At 64.0% G+C, this 16406-nt stretch carries 15 protein-coding genes, 2 tRNA genes and 1 riboswitch; of the genes, 16 read left to right on the plus strand and 1 reads right to left on the minus strand.

What is annotated here, in order from left to right:
* Positions 1-78: 78 nt before the first annotated feature.
* The 7 genes from CJO11_RS11675 to CJO11_RS11705 all read left to right on the plus strand — a co-directional run bounded on the left by CJO11_RS11675 (position 79) and on the right by CJO11_RS11705 (position 4590).
* Entirely contained in the window at positions 79-1278 is a 1200-nt protein-coding gene (locus CJO11_RS11675) for an LL-diaminopimelate aminotransferase (RefSeq protein ID WP_095012864.1), read from the plus strand.
* A gap of 79 nt (positions 1279-1357) precedes the next feature.
* On the plus strand, positions 1358-1933 hold the full coding sequence (locus CJO11_RS11680; protein WP_095012865.1) for a LuxR C-terminal-related transcriptional regulator: 576 nt from the start codon (positions 1358-1360) through the stop codon (positions 1931-1933).
* 34 nt (positions 1934-1967) lie between these two features.
* The gene (locus CJO11_RS11685; RefSeq protein ID WP_205651072.1) at positions 1968-2345 is read left to right on the plus strand and encodes a hypothetical protein; all 378 of its coding nucleotides are present in this window, start codon (positions 1968-1970) and stop codon (positions 2343-2345) included.
* Positions 2326-2835 (plus strand): hypothetical protein, encoded by a 510-nt coding sequence (locus CJO11_RS11690; RefSeq protein WP_095012866.1) that lies wholly within the window; start codon positions 2326-2328, stop codon positions 2833-2835. The genes CJO11_RS11685 and CJO11_RS11690 overlap by 20 nt, the downstream gene beginning before the upstream one ends.
* The gene (locus CJO11_RS11695; RefSeq protein WP_095012867.1) at positions 2775-3359 is read left to right on the plus strand and encodes a JAB domain-containing protein; all 585 of its coding nucleotides are present in this window, start codon (positions 2775-2777) and stop codon (positions 3357-3359) included. The genes CJO11_RS11690 and CJO11_RS11695 overlap by 61 nt, the downstream gene beginning before the upstream one ends.
* A 35-nt stretch (positions 3360-3394) precedes the next feature.
* Positions 3395-3706, plus strand: coding sequence for a winged helix-turn-helix domain-containing protein (locus tag CJO11_RS11700; protein ID WP_169829193.1), 312 nt, complete (start codon positions 3395-3397; stop codon positions 3704-3706).
* A gap of 80 nt (positions 3707-3786) precedes the next feature.
* On the plus strand, positions 3787-4590 hold the full coding sequence (locus CJO11_RS11705; protein ID WP_095012869.1) for a crotonase/enoyl-CoA hydratase family protein: 804 nt from the start codon (positions 3787-3789) through the stop codon (positions 4588-4590).
* A gap of 15 nt (positions 4591-4605) precedes the next feature.
* Here the strand turns inward: CJO11_RS11705 and CJO11_RS11710 are convergent, their stop codons facing one another.
* Positions 4606-5385 (minus strand): acyl-CoA thioesterase, encoded by a 780-nt coding sequence (locus CJO11_RS11710; protein ID WP_095013386.1) that lies wholly within the window; start codon positions 5383-5385, stop codon positions 4606-4608.
* A gap of 122 nt (positions 5386-5507) precedes the next feature.
* Between CJO11_RS11710 and CJO11_RS11715 the strand changes: the two genes are divergently transcribed.
* The 9 genes from CJO11_RS11715 (at position 5508) to metH (ending at position 16155) form a co-directional block, all read left to right on the plus strand.
* A tRNA-Cys gene (locus tag CJO11_RS11715) sits at positions 5508-5581 on the plus strand.
* A 63-nt stretch (positions 5582-5644) separates the two neighbouring features.
* Positions 5645-5720, plus strand: a tRNA-Thr gene (locus CJO11_RS11720).
* Between the two features lie 212 nt (positions 5721-5932).
* A complete protein-coding gene (locus CJO11_RS11725) occupies positions 5933-7657 on the plus strand; it encodes a type I secretion system permease/ATPase (RefSeq protein WP_095012870.1) in 1725 nt (574 codons plus the stop codon).
* Between the two features lie 14 nt (positions 7658-7671).
* Positions 7672-9015, plus strand: coding sequence for an HlyD family type I secretion periplasmic adaptor subunit (locus CJO11_RS11730; RefSeq protein ID WP_240504484.1), 1344 nt, complete (start codon positions 7672-7674; stop codon positions 9013-9015).
* Positions 9016-9079: 64 nt separating this feature from the next.
* A complete protein-coding gene (locus CJO11_RS11735; protein WP_169829194.1) occupies positions 9080-10447 on the plus strand; it encodes a TolC family protein in 1368 nt (455 codons plus the stop codon).
* 104 nt (positions 10448-10551) lie between these two features.
* A complete protein-coding gene (locus CJO11_RS11740) occupies positions 10552-11565 on the plus strand; it encodes an ArsR/SmtB family transcription factor (protein WP_095012873.1) in 1014 nt (337 codons plus the stop codon).
* Complete coding sequence (gene metF, locus CJO11_RS11745) at positions 11562-12461, plus strand: methylenetetrahydrofolate reductase [NAD(P)H] (RefSeq protein ID WP_095012874.1); 900 nt, start codon at positions 11562-11564, stop codon at positions 12459-12461. Before CJO11_RS11740 ends, metF begins: the two co-directional genes overlap by 4 nt.
* The gene (locus CJO11_RS11750; RefSeq protein WP_095012875.1) at positions 12458-13504 is read left to right on the plus strand and encodes a homocysteine S-methyltransferase family protein; all 1047 of its coding nucleotides are present in this window, start codon (positions 12458-12460) and stop codon (positions 13502-13504) included. Before metF ends, CJO11_RS11750 begins: the two co-directional genes overlap by 4 nt.
* Positions 13505-13527: 23 nt before the next feature.
* A complete protein-coding gene (gene metH, locus CJO11_RS11755; RefSeq protein ID WP_095013387.1) occupies positions 13528-16155 on the plus strand; it encodes a methionine synthase in 2628 nt (875 codons plus the stop codon).
* A 51-nt stretch (positions 16156-16206) separates the two neighbouring features.
* Positions 16207-16303: riboswitch (glycine riboswitch) on the plus strand.
* The last annotated feature ends 103 nt before the right edge of the window (positions 16304-16406 follow it).

A 16406-nucleotide genomic window follows, 5' to 3' on the forward strand; every position in this document is an offset into this window, starting at 1 on the left:
TCGCCGCAAAGAAATATCGCATATGGCGATGCCTACCCGGCGGCATGGTGCCCCGGGCCTAGCCAGAACCTGGGAAAGATGGACGACGAATTCTACCGCATCAAGCGCTTGCCGCCCTATGTCATCGCCGAAGTCAACGGGATGCGCGCGGCCGCTCGAGCGGCGGGCAAGGACATCATCGACCTGGGCATGGGCAACCCCGACCTGCCGCCGCCCGATCATGTGATCGACAAGCTGTGCGAGGTCGCACGCAAACCCGATGCACATGGCTATTCGCAGTCGAAAGGCATCCCCGGTTTGCGTCGTGCGCAGGCGAACTACTACGCTAACCGCTTCGGGGTCGAGCTTGATCCGGAAAGCGAAGTCGTGGTCACGATGGGCTCGAAGGAAGGGCTCGCCAGCCTCGCAACCGCGATCACCGCGCCGGGCGATGTCGTGCTGGCGCCCAACCCGAGCTACCCGATTCACACTTTCGGGTTCATCATTGCCGGGGCGACGATCCGCTCGGTGCCGACCACGCCCGACGAAAATTACTGGCGCAGCCTCGACAAGGCGATGCACTTCACCGTGCCGCGCCCGAGCGTGCTTGTGGTCAATTATCCCTCCAACCCGACCGCCGAGGTGGTCGACCTGGCGTTCTACGAGCGGCTGGTCGCGTGGGCGAAGGAGAACGAGGTCTGGATCCTGTCCGACCTCGCCTATTCGGAGCTTTACTACGACGGCAATCCGACCCCTTCGATCATGCAGGTCAAGGGGGCGAAGGATGTCGCGGTCGAATTCACTTCGTTGTCCAAGACCTATTCGATGGCCGGCTGGCGAATGGGCTTTGCAGTCGGCAACAAGCATTTGATTGCGGCGATGACGCGGGTGAAGTCGTACTTGGACTACGGCGCGTTCACTCCGATCCAGGCAGCAGCCTGTGCGGCGCTCAATGGCCCGCAGGATATCGTCGAGAAGAACCGCAACCTCTATCACAAGCGGCGAGACGTGATGGTCGAGGCGTTCGGCCGCGCCGGATGGGATATCCCGCCGCCGCCCGCAAGCATGTTCGCCTGGGCGCCTCTGCCGCCGGCGCTCAGGGACATGGGCAGCCTCGAGTTCTCCAAGCAGCTCCTCACTCACGCCGAAGTCGCGGTTGCCCCAGGGGTCGGATATGGCGAGGACGGCGAAGGCTATGTGCGGATCGCGCTGGTCGAGAACGAGCAGCGCTTGCGCCAGGCCGCACGCAATGTGAAGCGCTACTTCCAGTCGCTGGGGATCAACAGCTCGGCAGCTTGAACCGTCCCTGGCGGTCGGACGGTTTGCCGATGATCGGCAGTTCGACTATGTCTGCTAATCAGGAATGTAGCAGAATCGCATGCCAGAACTGATCGATCGCGAACTCACCGAGCGGCAACGCGCTGTCCTGGAAGGAATTGACCGGCGCCAGCCGCTCAAGGCGATCGCTGGCGACCTCGGCATTTCCGAATCGCGCGTCAACCAGCACGTAAAGGCACTGAAGGATGCCTTCGGGGTGAACAGCCTGTCCGATCTGGTCGAGGCATGGAGGGCCGACGAGACTTATGAGCCTTCTGTCTCCGGAGACGAACATCTTTCGGAGGCCTGCAGGAAACCTGCATGGAGAAATCCTCAGGTTCCAGATCCCGCCGGCAGCGGAGAGAACCGTCCCAGGGTCGCACCCGGGGAATTCGTTCTTTCCGACGCAGCGCCAATTGCGATCGAGGCGCCGTGGTTGGTGAAGGACGAGCCCCGGGTAGTCCCTGGAGTGCTCGATGGCGACAATGCCGTCCTCCTCCGCCTGGCCGTCATCATTGGCTTGGCATTCGGCATGATTGCCGCTGTCGTGCTGGTGGTGACGGCTTCGCTCTCGCTGAGCAAGGTGTTCGAAGGGCGAGTCGTCATCTCCGAAGCGAATTCCCAACCCCCCGGATGAGCACGGCGGGTTCGACCCGCCGGAGGCTGATCCAATGTCAGAGAAAATTCGCAACGACGCGATCGGAATTCGCAAGCTGGTGCGCGAGGCCGAAGCGGTCAGCGACGAAGCGATGATTGCTTGTTCCAGGCTCAAGCAGGCCATTGTCCGCGCGCGCCAGAACCCGCAACTTTCAGTCGACGCCGGCCAGAAGGCGCTACTGCGGCTGACCCAAGCGGAGCAGCAGGCGCTATCGCTTTCGACAAACCTGCTTCGAGTCCACGATGAGCTCAGTCGTCTGGCGCGGGAGACTCTGGGACCGGACGACGATTCCGGCACGCAAATTGCTCCGTCGGCAATCGCCGATGACTTCAGCGCTTCCGTTCCGTCGCCCGAATCCGTATCGCAAGCCGATGTGGTTTCCGCCCGGTGAATTTCGTGTCTGGTTCCAGACGGCAACGTTTGCGCTCGTGGCACTGGCAGCGTGGCGTTGGGGCGGCGGCCCCGAGCGGGCACTGGCCGGCATCCTTGTCTGGTTCAAGGTTGCCGACATCTTCAACCATGCACTGTTCGGTGGAATCGCTGTCGACAGGGTCCAGACCGGGCACCTTGTCATCGACATTGTCGGCACACTTGTGGCCGTGCCGGTCGCGCTCTACGCCAACAGGATCTATCCGCTGTGGTTCGCCGCTCTCCAGGTGATCGCGCTGATGGCGCACCTTGCGAAGGACATGGTCCAGCAGATTTCACTGCTGGCGTACTCGATGATGTACGTCATCCCATCCTATTTGCAGACGTTTCTGCTCGCAGGGGCGATCTGGGCGCATTACCGTCGGGTTCGCCGGTACGGGCCGTATCCCTCGTGGCGGAGCTTCTCGAGCCATTCGCGGGTGATGCCGCGGTCGAGGTCGCGCAACGGCTGATCGACAGGTTCGGTTCGCTCGAACGACTGTTAGGCGCCAGCCTCTCGCAGTTGCGCCACGCCGCCGGCGGCCACGAACGGGCATGTGCCGCGATCTTCGCCGCGCGCCGACTGGTCGATGCCGCGCTGCGCGAAGAGCTGGTCGGAACGCCTGTCGATAGCAGTGACCCGCTGCTTCACCGCTATCTCCGCCACCAGATCGGGGGAATGCCTGCAGAGCGGCTGCTGGTGATCTATTGCGATCGCGAGCGTCGCTATCTGGGTGACGAACTCGTTGCCGCGGGCAGCCTGTCGCGGATCGAAGCCCGCGCACGACCGCTGGTCGAACGCGCGCTCGAGGTGGGGGCGGCGGGCCTGCTGCTGGCACACAATCATCCCTCCGGCGATTGTCGGCCCAGTGCGCTCGATGTCTCGGAGACCAAGCGGCTCAGCACGATAATCGAAGCTCTCGAACTCCACCTGATCGATCACCTTGTGGTGACTCGCACGCGGGTGTTCAGCATGCGTAGTGGGGGCCATCTCTGACCCTTGTCATGTGTGCGCCAGCGATCGGATCCGGGTTGTCCGTTCCCCCAAGAACGTTCCGTGTCGGCCCGGTCACGCTCGACCTGATGCATCGCGATGCCCGGGTCGGGGAAACCTGGCTGCGCTTACGACCGCGCGAGTTCGCCGTGTTGTGGCGGCTGGCCGAATCGGCCGGCCAGCGGGTCAGTCGTTGCGCGCTGATCAGCGACGTATGGCGATTGCGGCACATTCCCGAAACCAACAGTCTCGAAGTCCACGTTGCACGTCTGCGCGCCAAGCTGGATCGCTTTGGCCTGCGCGGCCTGGTCGAAACCGATCCGGCCGGCGGGTACCGGCTGGGCCACTGACCGTTTTGCAACTGGACTCGCGCGCGGTCATGCGCGACGGTCGCGCGAGACCGCACCAGTCATGACGAGGAGCTGGAAGCATGGAATTTCGCAAGAACGATCGCGTTTCGATTGCTGTCGACGACGACGGCGTTGCCCAGGTCCGAATGATCCGGGCGGACAAGATGAACGCGCTCGACCCGGATATGTTCAGTCGCCTGATCGAGGCGGGGCAGTGGCTCCACGACGCCAAGGGCGTGCGCGCAGTCGTGCTGGCTGGCGAAGGCCGGGCGTTCTGCGCCGGGCTCGATCTGGGCCGGTTCGCCGCCTCGCGCGAGAACGAGCCGCCGCTGACCGAGCGGACTCACGGCAACGCCAATCTTGCGCAGCAGGTTGCGATGCAGTGGCGCAAGTTGCCGGTGCCGGTGATCGCGGCGGTCCACGGCGTATGCTTTGGCGGCGGGCTGCAGATTGCCAGCGGAGCGGACATCCGGGTGGTTGCACCCGATACGCGCATGGCGATCATGGAGCTCAAATGGGGGCTGGTTCCCGACATGGGCGGATATGCCCTGTGGCGCGGGCTGATCCGCGACGATTATCTGCGCGAGCTGACCTACACCAACCGCGAATTCACCGGCGCGGAGGCCAAGGAATTCGGCCTCGCAACGCATGTCGATGAAGATCCCTTGACCGTCGCGATCGGAATCGCCCGGACAATTGCCGACCGCAGTCCGCACGCGATCCGCGGCGCCAAGCGGCTGGCCAACGCAATGGCCGACAAGTCGACCGATGCGCTGCTGATGGACGAGAGCCTCGAGCAGCACCAGCTGATGCGCTCGAAGAACCAGGTCGAAGCGGTGATGGCGGGCATGGAGAAACGACCCGCGAACTACGTCGACGTCTGAGGTGCCTGAGGCTCGCTAACCGAAAATCGCCGCCGCTTGCATCCCGGCCAGGATTTGTTCGCCGTCGGCGTTCCACAGCCGAAGACGCTCGCTCGAGTAACCGTGATCGGCGTGGTCGCTGGCGGATTCGGCGAGATACCACCCGTCGCGCGTCACGGGTGCGGGATCGAGCAGGTTGAAGCTCCAGTTGATCGAGCTGAGTGGCCCCTGACGTTGCATCGCCCGCATCGATCCGGGCGGCAGCGCGTCGCCCAGCACGAGCGCTTCGATCACCGGGTCGATCCGTTCGCGGTCCTTCAGCCGGACCCAGCGACGAACCAGAGGTGTGCCGGCACCACGTTCTTCCTGACCTCGCCGAATCTCGAGGTTGTGGATGAAATAGCTCGGGTCGGCTTTGTTGGGGACCTCTTCGGCATCTTCGGGTGGCCCCGGCCATGGATCAGCACGCCCCGCCGGGTGCAGCGCGTTGGGTTCTCGCTCGGCCCCGAACAGCATCAGCGCGGTAAACGCCAGAGCCCCCTCGCACACGATGTCGCTGCGCACCTGGGTCACGTTGCGACCCTGGCGCACCATTGCGACCCGGAAAGCCATTTCGGTGCCTACCGGTGCCACGAAGCCGACCTGCGCCGCTCGAAACGGCGGCAGTTCCGGCATCGCCTTGCGTACTGCCGTGAGCGCCAGTGCAGCGGACGCGCCGCCGAACAAAGTGCGGCCCTGCATCCAGTTTTCGGCGCCGGGGAGGGTGACGGTGCGCTCTTCAGAGGGGACCGCTTCGACCAATCGGGAAAAGCTCATGGCGGCCATCCCATACCGAAGCGACGCGAAAGCGCCAGAGGGTAGCCGATCGGCGGGTGAAGGCGATTGCCATGCCGCGCGCGAGCGGCTAGGGGGCCGCTTCCCCGTTACGGCGGGGGCGAGGCCCGATGGCGGAGTGGTGACGCAGCGGACTGCAAATCCGTATACGCCGGTTCGATTCCGGCTCGGGCCTCCACATCCGTGCAACGGCAAATTCCGTTGCAGCGCACCTCGCTGCCGCATAAGGGCAGCGCGCAGTGCCGCTTTAGCTCAGTTGGTAGAGCACATCATTCGTAATGATGGGGTCACGTGTTCGAGTCACGTAAGCGGCACCATTTCCTCGTTCCCATCGGCTAGCCCGGCTCTGGCTGAATTTGGCACACCCGCAAGCCAGCGCTCACATTCGCTTGCTTCGCCCGCGTCATCGGTTATCCTACTGACATGTAAGGAGCGTCGGCCTGCAGCGCATGGCTCGCGAACGACTCGACGGGGGCAAATTCCAACGTTGGACCGGAGGTGAAGGGCCGCTGGCCCGTATGATCGGATTATGCCAGCTTCGAACGCAATCGAACTGTTCAAGCAATTCTGGAGACGCAATACCGGGTTATTCTGGGTGATCGTCGTTTCCAGCATGTTGCTCAACGTGCTGGCCTTTGCCGGCTCGCTCTACATGCTGCTGGTCTATGACATGATCCTGCCGAGCAAGAGCCTGCCGACCCTGCTTAGCCTGTTCGCGATGCTGGCGGGCGTTTACGCATTCCAGGTATTTTTCGAGAACCTGCGCTCGCGAGCGCTATCGCTCGCAGCCCGGCGGCTCCATCGTGACGTGTCCCCACGGGTGCACTACGCGATTTCAAACCGCCAACTCGAACGCGGCGCCATGCCCGGCGACGGAATGCAGGTCCTGCGCGACCTCGACCAGGTCTACAGCTACATGAGCAGTGCCGGACCAGCTGCGCTGATCGACCTGCCGTGGGTGATCGTGTTCCTCGGCGTGCTGACCGCGTTGCATATCTGGCTCGGTGTTGCGGCACTGGTCGCGGTGATCATGATCGGCACGATCGCGTGGGTCTCGAACCGCAAGACAAGGGTTGGATCGAGCAACCTGTCGCAAGTGACCAGCGAACGCCAGCGCCGGGTACAGGCCGAGATCCGTTTTGCCGAAACCGCCCGCGCGCTCGGGATGGCCGACCGGATGCAAGGCCGGACCGAAGAGCTGAGCGAGGAATTCCTCGATACCCAGTCGAACCTCTCGGGAATCATCAGCCGCTATGGTTCCGCCGGACGCGTGTTCCGCATGTTCGTGCAGTCGTTGGTCCTCACCATCGGCGCATTGCTGGTGCTCGACGGTCAGGCGAGCGGCGGCATCATCATCGCGTCCTCTATCCTCGCCGGGCGTGCGCTCGCACCGGTCGATCAGGCGATCGGTAACCTGAGGGCGATGGTCGCTGCGTCGAGCGGCTGGCAGCGCATTTACCTGACGATAGCCGAAACGGCTCCGGCGGGAAGCCGCGCGACCGAACTGGCGCTACCGTCGAAGGACTTGACGCTCTCGGACGTATGGGTCGTGCCTCCGGGTGCCACCGATCCGGTGGTCGAAGCGGTCAGCTTTCGGCTCGAAGCGGGCGAGGCGCTTGCCATTCTCGGGCCGAGCGCTGCGGGCAAGACTTCGCTCGCCAAGGCAATCATCGGCGTATGGGCCCCGCGTCGCGGTGAGATCCGGCTCGACGGAGCGCCGCATTCGCAATGGGACCGCGACCGGTTGGGCCAGGCGTTCGGCTATTTGCCGCAGACGGTCGATATTGTCGGTGGGACGATCGCGCAGAACATCTCCCGGTTCGATCCCGATGCTACCTCAGAAGCTATAATCGAAGCGGCGCAGGCGGCTGGCCTGCACGAAATGATCCTCGCGATGCCCAATGGCTACGACACCTCGCTGAGCGACGGCGCAAGCGAACTTTCGGCCGGCCAACGCCAACGGGTGGGGCTTGCCCGCGCGCTCTATGGCAATCCATTCCTGCTAGTGCTCGACGAAGCGAACTCGAACCTCGATGCCAACGGCGATTCGGCGCTTGCCCGCGCGATCACCGTCCATCGCGAGCGCGGCGGGATCTCGATCGTGATCACCCATCGCCCGGCCACTTTGCAGCCGATGACTCACGTTGCAGTGATGAACAACCACCGGATCGTCGATTTCGGGCTGCGCGACGATGTGCTCAAACGCACGCTCAAGTCGGTAGGCGAACAGCCTGCCCAGGTCACAGTCGGCTGAGGGGGGCGAGGCAGATGGCAACCCGACCCTCACCGACCATGCCCGACCTGTCCGATATCTGGACCAACTGGGACGAAGAGACCACCGAACAGGAGGCATCCCTCCGGACTGTCTGGCTCGCGGGTAGCGGATTGCTGCTGGCGATCTTCATCCTCGCTCTGGTCGTTCCGATCGGTACCGCAGTGATCGCGCACGGCTCGGTGGCAGTCGAAGGGCGGGTCAAGAAGATCGCTCACCCGACCGGCGGCGGGATCGCCGAGATCCTCGTCAAGAATGGCGATCACGTGAAGAAAGGCCAGCTGCTGCTCAAACTCGAAGACAACGTGTCGGGCGCCGCCGCGGAATATTCGAAAATGACGGTCGAGCAGTTGCTGGCGCAGCGCGCCCGGCTCGATGCCGAGCGGCTGGGGCAGCCGCGCATCTCGTTCCCTCCCGAACTGCTCAACGATCCAAGCGCCAATGCCCGCGACGCGATGGCCGACGAGACCAAGCTGTTCCAGATCAGGCGTTCCGAAGAAGCGCAGCTTCGCGCCCAGCTGAGAGCACGCATCGCGCAGAGACAGCAGGAAGCGAGGGGCTACCAGGCGCAAATCGATTCCAACCGTAAGCAGGAAGGGCTGATCAAGCCCGAACTCGAAGGGGTCCGTAAGCTGTGGGAGCAGGACCTGGTCACGATCAACCGATTGAACGAGCTCGAGCGAACGCAGGAAGGCTTGGCAGGCAATATCGCGGCGCTGCAGGCGAATATCGCGCGTACCAATGCGTCGATCACCGAGGCGCAAGAGCAGCTGATCCAGATCGGACAGTCGCGCCGGGCCGATGCGGCAGCGCGCTTAGCGGAACTCAATACGACGCTCAACGACCAGCAGACCCGCAACGTTTCGGTCGAGGACCAGCAGGTCAACCGCGAAATCCGCGCGCCATATGCCGGGACGGTCGAAAAGCTCGCGGTGTCTTCGATCGGCGAAGTCGTCCAGCCGGCCAATCCGATCCTCGAGATCGTCCCCGATGGCGACCAGCTGATCATCGAAGCTGCGGTTTCGCCCAACGATGTCGACCAGGTGCTCGCCGGGCAATCGGCGCGCGTTCGTTTTCCCGGTTTCAATACTGCGGCGACGCCCGAGGTCGATGGCATGGTGACCTACGTTGCCACCGACCGGAGCCGCGACGAAGCGAGCGGGGCGACGTTCTTCCTCGTCCGGATCACGCTCGACGCGAAGGGGATCAAGCGCGAGAAGCTCGACTTGCGCAGCGGAATGCCGGCCGAGGTCTACATCATCACCGGCAAGCGGCCGATGATCTCCTACCTGTTCAAGCCGCTGCACGACCAGTTCGAGCGGGCTTTCCGCTATGATTGACCCGCTGGCGAAGGCGGCACTGCGGGCGATTGCGATATCCGGACTGGTAGCGGCGCATCCGGCCATGAGTCAGGACGTTGCAAAGGCAGGGCCCGGCGCGGCCAACACCGCGTCCGTGGCGTCGGTCGGTCCGCCGGCAGCGCCGGGCGAGGAAGCGATGCCGCTGCCGAGCGATCAGCCGGTCACCACGTTGGTCGAAGCGATCGCGCGGGCGTTGGCCTACAACCCAACCCTTGCCACCGAACGGTCCACCACGCGGGCGACGAAGTATCGCATCCCGCAGGCCAAGTCCCAGTTCGGCCCGCAGCTCGATTACCGACTGACCTACGGCTTTCGGCGCGACAAGGTCGACCAATTGTTCCTGCCCAACCTCAACAGGTCGGGTTGGACCCACACCATGGTGGTGACGCTGACCCAGCCGCTGGTGACTTTCGGCAGGCTCGAATCGAACCTGCGGCAGGCGAAGGCACAGGTCGACTACCAGAACGAAGTTTTCGATTCGGTCGAGCAGCAGGTGCTTTATTCCGCGATCGACGCCTATATTTCGGTGCTGCGCGATCGGACCGGATTGCAACTGGCGCGCGACAACGTCGATTTGCTGACCAAGGAATTCGACAGCTCCAAAGAGCGCAAGAGCGTACGGGAGATCACGTCGGTCGATCTCGACCAGGTCGAATCGCGCCTTGGTCTTGCGAAGTCGGATCTCGCATCCGCCGAAATTGCACTCGCGCGAAGCGAAGCGAAATTCGTGTCGGTGGTAGGGGCACCGGCCGGCGACCTGACACCTCCGAACCCGGTGCGGATGCCGGTCCAGTCGCTCGATTCCGCCTATGCCTATGCCGGCACGGGGAGCCCGGTCCTCGCGGCGGCCCAGGCCCGCGAGCGTTCATCGCGCGCGGCTGCCGATGCAGCGCGGGCGGCGCTTCGCCCAAGGATCGACCTGGAGGGGCAACTGGGCCAGAACCCGGTTTCGCCTTATCGCGACGATTTGCGGCAGACCGGGGTGAGCGGCCTTGTGGTGCTGTCCGGGCCGCTGTTCGACAGCGGCTACCGCGAGGCGCGCACGCATGAATATGACGAGCTGCACGAAGCCGACGTCCACCGGGTTGACCAGGTGCGCCGCGATGTCGTCTCGCAGGTTCGCGGGGCATGGCAGGAGTGGAAGTCGCGCGAGGATGCTGTCGGCGATCTCGAACCCGCCGCGCAGGCTGCCCAAGCCGCCTACGACGGTGCTTCGCAACAGCAGCGTGCCGGGATGCGCACGACGCTCGACATCCTGATTCTTGCGCGCGAGCTGAACACCGTGCGGATTACCCTAAACCAGACCAGCGCGGCGGCCTATTTGGCGAAGGCACAGACCTTGCTGGCGATGGGTGCCCTCGACCCGGCGGATTTCGGGCAGGCACGGCCTGAGCAATACGGGCCAAACTAGGCGCTTCACAGTATCGTATCCAGGAGGTCTGCGGGCGTTCCCGCTCGATTTCACATGCGCGAATCAGATTGACATTCGGATATAAATATATCTTTATGTGAGATGTGACTGTTGACCTGCTCATCCGCGCGTTGGCCGATCCCACGCGCCAGCGCATCGTGCGCCTCGCGGCGGCGATGGAGCTCGCCGTGGGCGAACTGGCGCAGGTCCTTGGGCAGAGCCAGCCGCGGGTTTCGCGCCATGTCGCGATCCTGTGCGATGCGGGCCTGCTCGAAAAGCGCCGCGAAGGAAGCTGGGTGTTCCTGCGACGCACGGCTGCGGGCGGGGAAGGGCAGGCAATGCTCCGCGCGGTTGACCGACTTCTGGCGGCTGCCGAGGCGGAAGACGAAGGGTTCGCACAGACCTGCGCCAAGGATCGCCGCCACCTTTCCGATATCCGCGCGAGCCGAGAACGCGCCGCAGCCGAATACTTCGCTGCCCATGCGTCAGAGTGGGACCGGCTGCGCGCCCTGCTGTCTCCCGCTGAAGCGATCGAAGCGGCGCTGCTCGATGCGTTGGGCAAGCGTCCGCTCGGCGCGGTGCTCGATATCGGTACTGGAACGGGTCGGATCGCCGAGCTTCTCGCGCCCTATGCCGACCGGGTGACAGCGCTCGACAAGAGCCCCGAAATGCTACGGCTCGCGCGGGTCCGATTGCAGGATGTGCCGGCGGACCGCGTCGCGCTGATCCAGGGCGATTTCGGCGCGTTGCCGTTCGACGCGGAAAGCTTCGATACCGTGGTGTTTCACCAGGTGCTGCATTTTGCGCAAGAGCCGCACTACGCGCTGTCGGAGGCTGCGCGGGTCTGCCGCGAAGGCGGCAGCATTGCGATTGCGGATCTCGCGGCGCATTCGCGCGAGGAGCTGCGGCGCGAACACGCCCACGCGCGGCTTGGGTTCGCGGATGAGCAGATGGCGGAAATGCTTGCTGAACATGGGTTTGCTCCTGCCAAGACGCTGGCGTGCGAAGGCGGTGAGCTGACCGTGAAGATCTGGACTGGCGTTCGCCGCGATCCCGGAATTGCCTCCATCGGGCAGGCCGCAACGGTGGCCGTAGAACGAAAGGCTGCCAGCCGATGAACGGAGCAATTGAAGACCGTCCACCGTTCGCGGCGCTGCCGGGTGACATCGGAATATCGTTCGAATTCTTCCCGCCCAAGAGCGAGAAGATGGAGGCGCAGTTGTGGGATTCGATCGAACAGCTCGCGCCGCTGCGCCCGCGGTTCGTGTCGGTCACCTACGGCGCAGGCGGTTCCACCCGCGAGCGCACCCACGCGACTGTCACCCGTCTCGTCAAGGAAACCGACCTGGTGCCCGCAGCGCACCTCACCTGCGTTGGAGCGAGCAAAGGCGAGATCGACGAAATAGCCGATGCCTATTGGGATGCCGGCGTGCGTCATATCGTCGCACTGCGCGGCGATCCCCCGCCCGGCAGCGAGGGGCGGTTCGTGCCACATCCCGACGGCTATGCCGGGGCCGCCGCGCTGGTCGAGGGGCTGCGCAAGCGGCACGATTTCGAGATTTCGGTCGCTGCCTATCCGGAGGTCCACCCCGAAGCCGTGAGCGCGGAAGCCGACCTCGATAACCTCAAGCGCAAGCTCGATGCCGGGGCGAGCCAGGCGATCACTCAGTTCTTCTATTCGACCGACGCCTATTTCCGGTTCCTCGACAACGCGCGCGCTGCCGGAATCGAAGCTCCCATAGTGCCGGGCATCATGCCGGTGACGAACTTTGCGGCGATCCGCCGGATGAGCGCCAACACCCATATCCCGGGCTGGATGGAGGAACTGTTCGAGGGGCTCGACGAACGGCCCGGTCCGCGCGCGCTGGTGGCGGCTACCGTCGCAGCCGACTTCTGCCGCCGCCTTTACGATGGCGGCGTACGCGAGTTCCATTTCTACACGCTCAACCGCGCCGAGCAGGCTTATGCCGTCTGCCACTTGCTCGGAGTGCGCGCCACAGGAGACACCCAATGAATGCCCGCGAGGAATTTCTCGAGCAGGCCGCTCAGCGCATCCTGATCAACGATGGCGGTTTCGGCACCGAAATCCAGCGGTTCGCACTTAGCGAAGCTGATTATGCCGGATCGCTGGGCCTCGCGAAGGACCAGAAGGGAAACCACGACATTCTCGCGCTGACCAGGCCCGAGGTGCCCGAGAGCGTCCATCGCGCCTATTTCGAGGCGGGGGCCGATATCGCCTCGGTCAACACCTTCTCTGCCAACCGCATCAGCCAGGCCGACTATGGCGCGGAGCATCTTGTGCGCGAGATCAACGTTGCCAGCGCAAGGTTGGCGCGCAAGGTGGCGGATGAGTTCGCCGCCCGAGACGGCCGTCCGCGCTTCGTTGCCGGGTCGATAGGTCCGACCAACAAGACCCTCTCGCTCAGCCCCGACGTCGAAGATCCCGGCTATCGCGAAATCGACTGGGATTTCCTCTTCGAGGTTTATCACGAACAGGCCGCGGCGCTGGTCGAGGGCGGGGCGGATTTCATCCTGATCGAAACGATCTTCGACACGCTCAACTGCAAGGCCGGGATCATGGCGGTGCGCCAGCTCGAACGCGAGCTGGGCCGCGAAGTACCGATCATGCTGTCGATGACGCTGACCGACCTGTCAGGCCGCAACTTGTCCGGCCACACGGTCGAGGCGTTCTGGAACGCAGTGCGCCATTCGAAGCCGCTAACGGTGGGCCTCAACTGCTCCTTCGGCGCCGAGCAGCTGCGCCCGCATATCCAGTTGCTCAGCCGGATCGCCGATACGCTGATCATGGCCTATCCCAACGCGGGCCTGCCCAACGAACTCGGCGAATATGACGAAGCACCTGACACCACCGCGGGGATGCTGCGCCAGTGGGCCGAATCCGGCTGGGTCAACGTGCTCGGTGGGTGCTGCGGGTCGACACCAGAACATATCGCTGCGATCGCCGAGGCGGTGAAGGGCGCCAAGCCGCGCGCGATCCCGACCCCGCCGGTCGCCACCCGCCTTGCGGGAATCGAACCGTTCACGATGGCCGCGTGAGCGCGCCACTTACCGGATATTCCATGACTGATACCTCCACCGTCCCTTCCGGTTCGCAATTCGTCAACGTCGGCGAACGCACCAACGTGACCGGCTCTGCCCGGTTCAAGAAGCTGGTCATGGCGGGCGACTATGCCGCCGCGGTCGAAGTTGCGCGCCAGCAGGTCGAGAACGGCGCGCAGGTGATCGACGTCAACATGGACGAAGGCCTGCTCGACGCGGTCGAGGCGATGACCACGTTCCTCAAGCTGATCGCCGCCGAACCCGATATCGCGCGGGTGCCGGTGATGGTCGACAGCTCGAAGTGGGAAGTAATCGAAGCAGGCCTGAAGTGCGTTTCGGGCAAGCCGATCGTCAATTCGATCTCGATGAAGGAAGGCGAGGAGGCATTCCTCGATCACGCCCGCAAATGCATGGATTACGGCGCGGCTGTGGTGGTGATGGCGTTCGACGAGACCGGACAGGCCGACACCAAGGCGCGCAAGGTCGCGATCTGCCAACGCGCCTATGAACTGCTCACCGGCATCGGTTTCCCGCCTGAAGACATCATCTTCGATCCCAACGTGTTCGCGGTGGCGACAGGTATCGAAGAACACGATCGTTATGCGCTCGATTTCATCGAGGCGGTGGCCGAGCTTAAAGCAACGTGCCCGCACGCGCATTACTCGGGCGGGCTTTCGAACCTCAGCTTCAGTTTTCGCGGCAACGAAGTTGTTCGCCGCGCGATGCACTCGGTGTTCCTCTACCACGCGATCCCTGCCGGGCTCGACATGGCGATCGTCAACGCCGGCCAGCTCGACATCTACGATGATATCGACCCGGCGCTGCGCGAGGCGTGCGAGGACGTGATCCTGATGCGCCGCGCGGATGCGACCGAACGGTTGATCGAACTTGCCGAAAGCTACAAGGGCAAGAGCGCCGCTGACGAGAAGGCGGCCGAGGAATGGCGCGGCTGGCCGGTCGAGCGGCGGCTCGAGCACGCGCTGGTCAAGGGCATCGACGCCTATGTCGTCGAGGATACCGAAGAAGCGCGGCTGGCGGTCGAGCAGCGCGAAGGACGTCCGATTGAAGTGATCGAAGGCCCGCTGATGGACGGGATGAACGTCGTCGGCGATCTGTTCGGGAGCGGCAAGATGTTCCTCCCGCAGGTGGTCAAGTCCGCCCGCGTGATGAAGAAGGCGGTTGCCCACCTTATCCCGTTCATCGAGGCCGAGAAAGAAGCCGGTGCCAAGGCCAAGGGGCGGATCGTGATGGCCACCGTGAAGGGCGACGTGCACGATATCGGCAAGAACATCGTCGGCGTGGTGCTGCAATGCAACGGCTACGAAGTGATCGACCTTGGCGTGATGGTACCGTGGACCAGGATCCTCGAAGCCGCGAACGAGAACGAGGCGGATATCATTGGCCTTTCGGGGCTGATCACCCCCTCGCTCGACGAGATGGTGACCGTCGCCGAGGAAATGAGCCGCGCGCAAATGGCGATCCCTTTGCTGATCGGCGGAGCGACCACCAGCAAGGTCCACACCGCGCTGCGGATAGATCCGGCCTATGACGGCCCGGTGATCCACGTGCTCGATGCGAGCCGGGCGGTGGGTGTTGCCAGCCGCTTGTTGTCCGACACCCAGCGTGACGAGTTTGTCGGGACGACCGCGAGCGAATATGCCCATGTCCGTGATGCGCGCGAAGGCAAAGGCAAGAGCGTGTTGCTCAGCCTCGAGGATGCGCGGGCGAATTACTACGACGCGTTCCTGAGCGACAAGCCAGCACCGCCGTTGCAGCCGGGGGTCCACGCATTGGATGACTGGTCGCTGGCTGACCTGCGCGAATGCATCGACTGGACGCCGTTCTTCCGTGCATGGGAATTGCACGGCACTTATCCCTCGATCCTCGATGACGAAGTGGTCGGCGAGACCGCTCGGCAACTGAAGGCTGACGCGGATGCGATGCTCGACCGGATCGTCGCCGAGAAATGGCTGACGGCTAAGGGTGTGTGCGGTTTCTGGCCGTGCGCGCGCGATGGCGATGACGTGACGATCCATCGCGTCCGGCGCGAAGAGCACGTCACGATCCCGTTCCTGCGGCAACAGGTCAAGAAATCGCGCGACCGGGCAAATATGTGCCTTGCCGACTTCATCGATCCGGCGGGCGACTGGATCGGCGGCTTCGCGGTCGGGATCCACGGGATCGAGCCACATTCGGCGCGGTTCAAGGCCGACAAGGACGACTACTCGGACATCCTCCTGAAGGCGCTCGCCGACCGCTTTGCCGAGGCCTTTGCTGAACGCTTGCACCAGCACGTCCGCACTGATCTGTGGGGCTATGCCCCCGGCGAGCAGCTGACCAACGAGGCACTGATCAAGGAAGAATATCGCGGCATCCGCCCCGCGCCCGGCTATCCGGCGTGCCCCGACCATTCGTTGAAGCCGATCCTGTTCGACCTGCTCGATGCGGAAGCCAACGCCGGGCTAACCCTGACCGAGAACTTCGCAATGCTGCCGACCGCGGCGGTCAGCGGGTTCTATTTCGGGCATCCCGAAGCGCAGTATTTCGGTGTCGCCCGGATCGGTCGCGATCAACTGGAAGACTACGCCAGGCGCCGGGGCGTGGATATCGCCACTGCCGAACGCTGGTTGCGCCCCAATCTCGATTGACCGCGCGCGCCGAATCGCGCAGAGCCGTTCGCGTCGCCGGATGCGAATCCGAGACCTGCCGCGGGAGAGCTCCCGCGTCACACCGACGAGGGACGCCGAAGGAGCAACCGCCCCGGAATCTCTCAGGCCACAGGACCGTGGCAGGGCATGCGACACTCTGGAAAGCGGCGCAGCGGCTGGCTGTGCCCACCGAAGGGGTATGGCGGGCCACCGGGTTCGTCGAAGCTCTCAGGTTTCCCGACAGAGGGGGT

The sequence above is a fragment of the Tsuneonella mangrovi genome (assembly GCF_002269345.1).
Classification (GTDB): domain Bacteria; phylum Pseudomonadota; class Alphaproteobacteria; order Sphingomonadales; family Sphingomonadaceae; genus Tsuneonella; species Tsuneonella mangrovi.

What these genes read in the sequence shown, in the direction of transcription:
- metH (WP_095013387.1), top strand. Translation starts at nt 13,528, where the DNA reads ATGACTGATACCTCCACCGTCCCTTCCGGTTCGCAATTCGTCAACGTC.
- CJO11_RS11690 (WP_095012866.1), top strand. Translation starts at nt 2,326, where the DNA reads ATGTGGTTTCCGCCCGGTGAATTTCGTGTCTGGTTCCAGACGGCAACG.
- CJO11_RS11710 (WP_095013386.1), bottom strand. Translation starts at nt 5,385, where the DNA reads ATGAGCTTTTCCCGATTGGTCGAAGCGGTCCCCTCTGAAGAGCGCACC.
- CJO11_RS11675 (WP_095012864.1), top strand. Translation starts at nt 79, where the DNA reads ATGGACGACGAATTCTACCGCATCAAGCGCTTGCCGCCCTATGTCATC.
- CJO11_RS11685 (WP_205651072.1), top strand. Translation starts at nt 1,968, where the DNA reads ATGTCAGAGAAAATTCGCAACGACGCGATCGGAATTCGCAAGCTGGTG.
- CJO11_RS11725 (WP_095012870.1), top strand. Translation starts at nt 5,933, where the DNA reads ATGCCAGCTTCGAACGCAATCGAACTGTTCAAGCAATTCTGGAGACGC.
- metF (WP_095012874.1), top strand. Translation starts at nt 11,562, where the DNA reads ATGAACGGAGCAATTGAAGACCGTCCACCGTTCGCGGCGCTGCCGGGT.
- CJO11_RS11680 (WP_095012865.1), top strand. Translation starts at nt 1,358, where the DNA reads ATGCCAGAACTGATCGATCGCGAACTCACCGAGCGGCAACGCGCTGTC.
- CJO11_RS11705 (WP_095012869.1), top strand. Translation starts at nt 3,787, where the DNA reads ATGGAATTTCGCAAGAACGATCGCGTTTCGATTGCTGTCGACGACGAC.
- CJO11_RS11750 (WP_095012875.1), top strand. Translation starts at nt 12,458, where the DNA reads ATGAATGCCCGCGAGGAATTTCTCGAGCAGGCCGCTCAGCGCATCCTG.
- CJO11_RS11730 (WP_240504484.1), top strand. Translation starts at nt 7,672, where the DNA reads ATGGCAACCCGACCCTCACCGACCATGCCCGACCTGTCCGATATCTGG.
- CJO11_RS11735 (WP_169829194.1), top strand. Translation starts at nt 9,080, where the DNA reads ATGAGTCAGGACGTTGCAAAGGCAGGGCCCGGCGCGGCCAACACCGCG.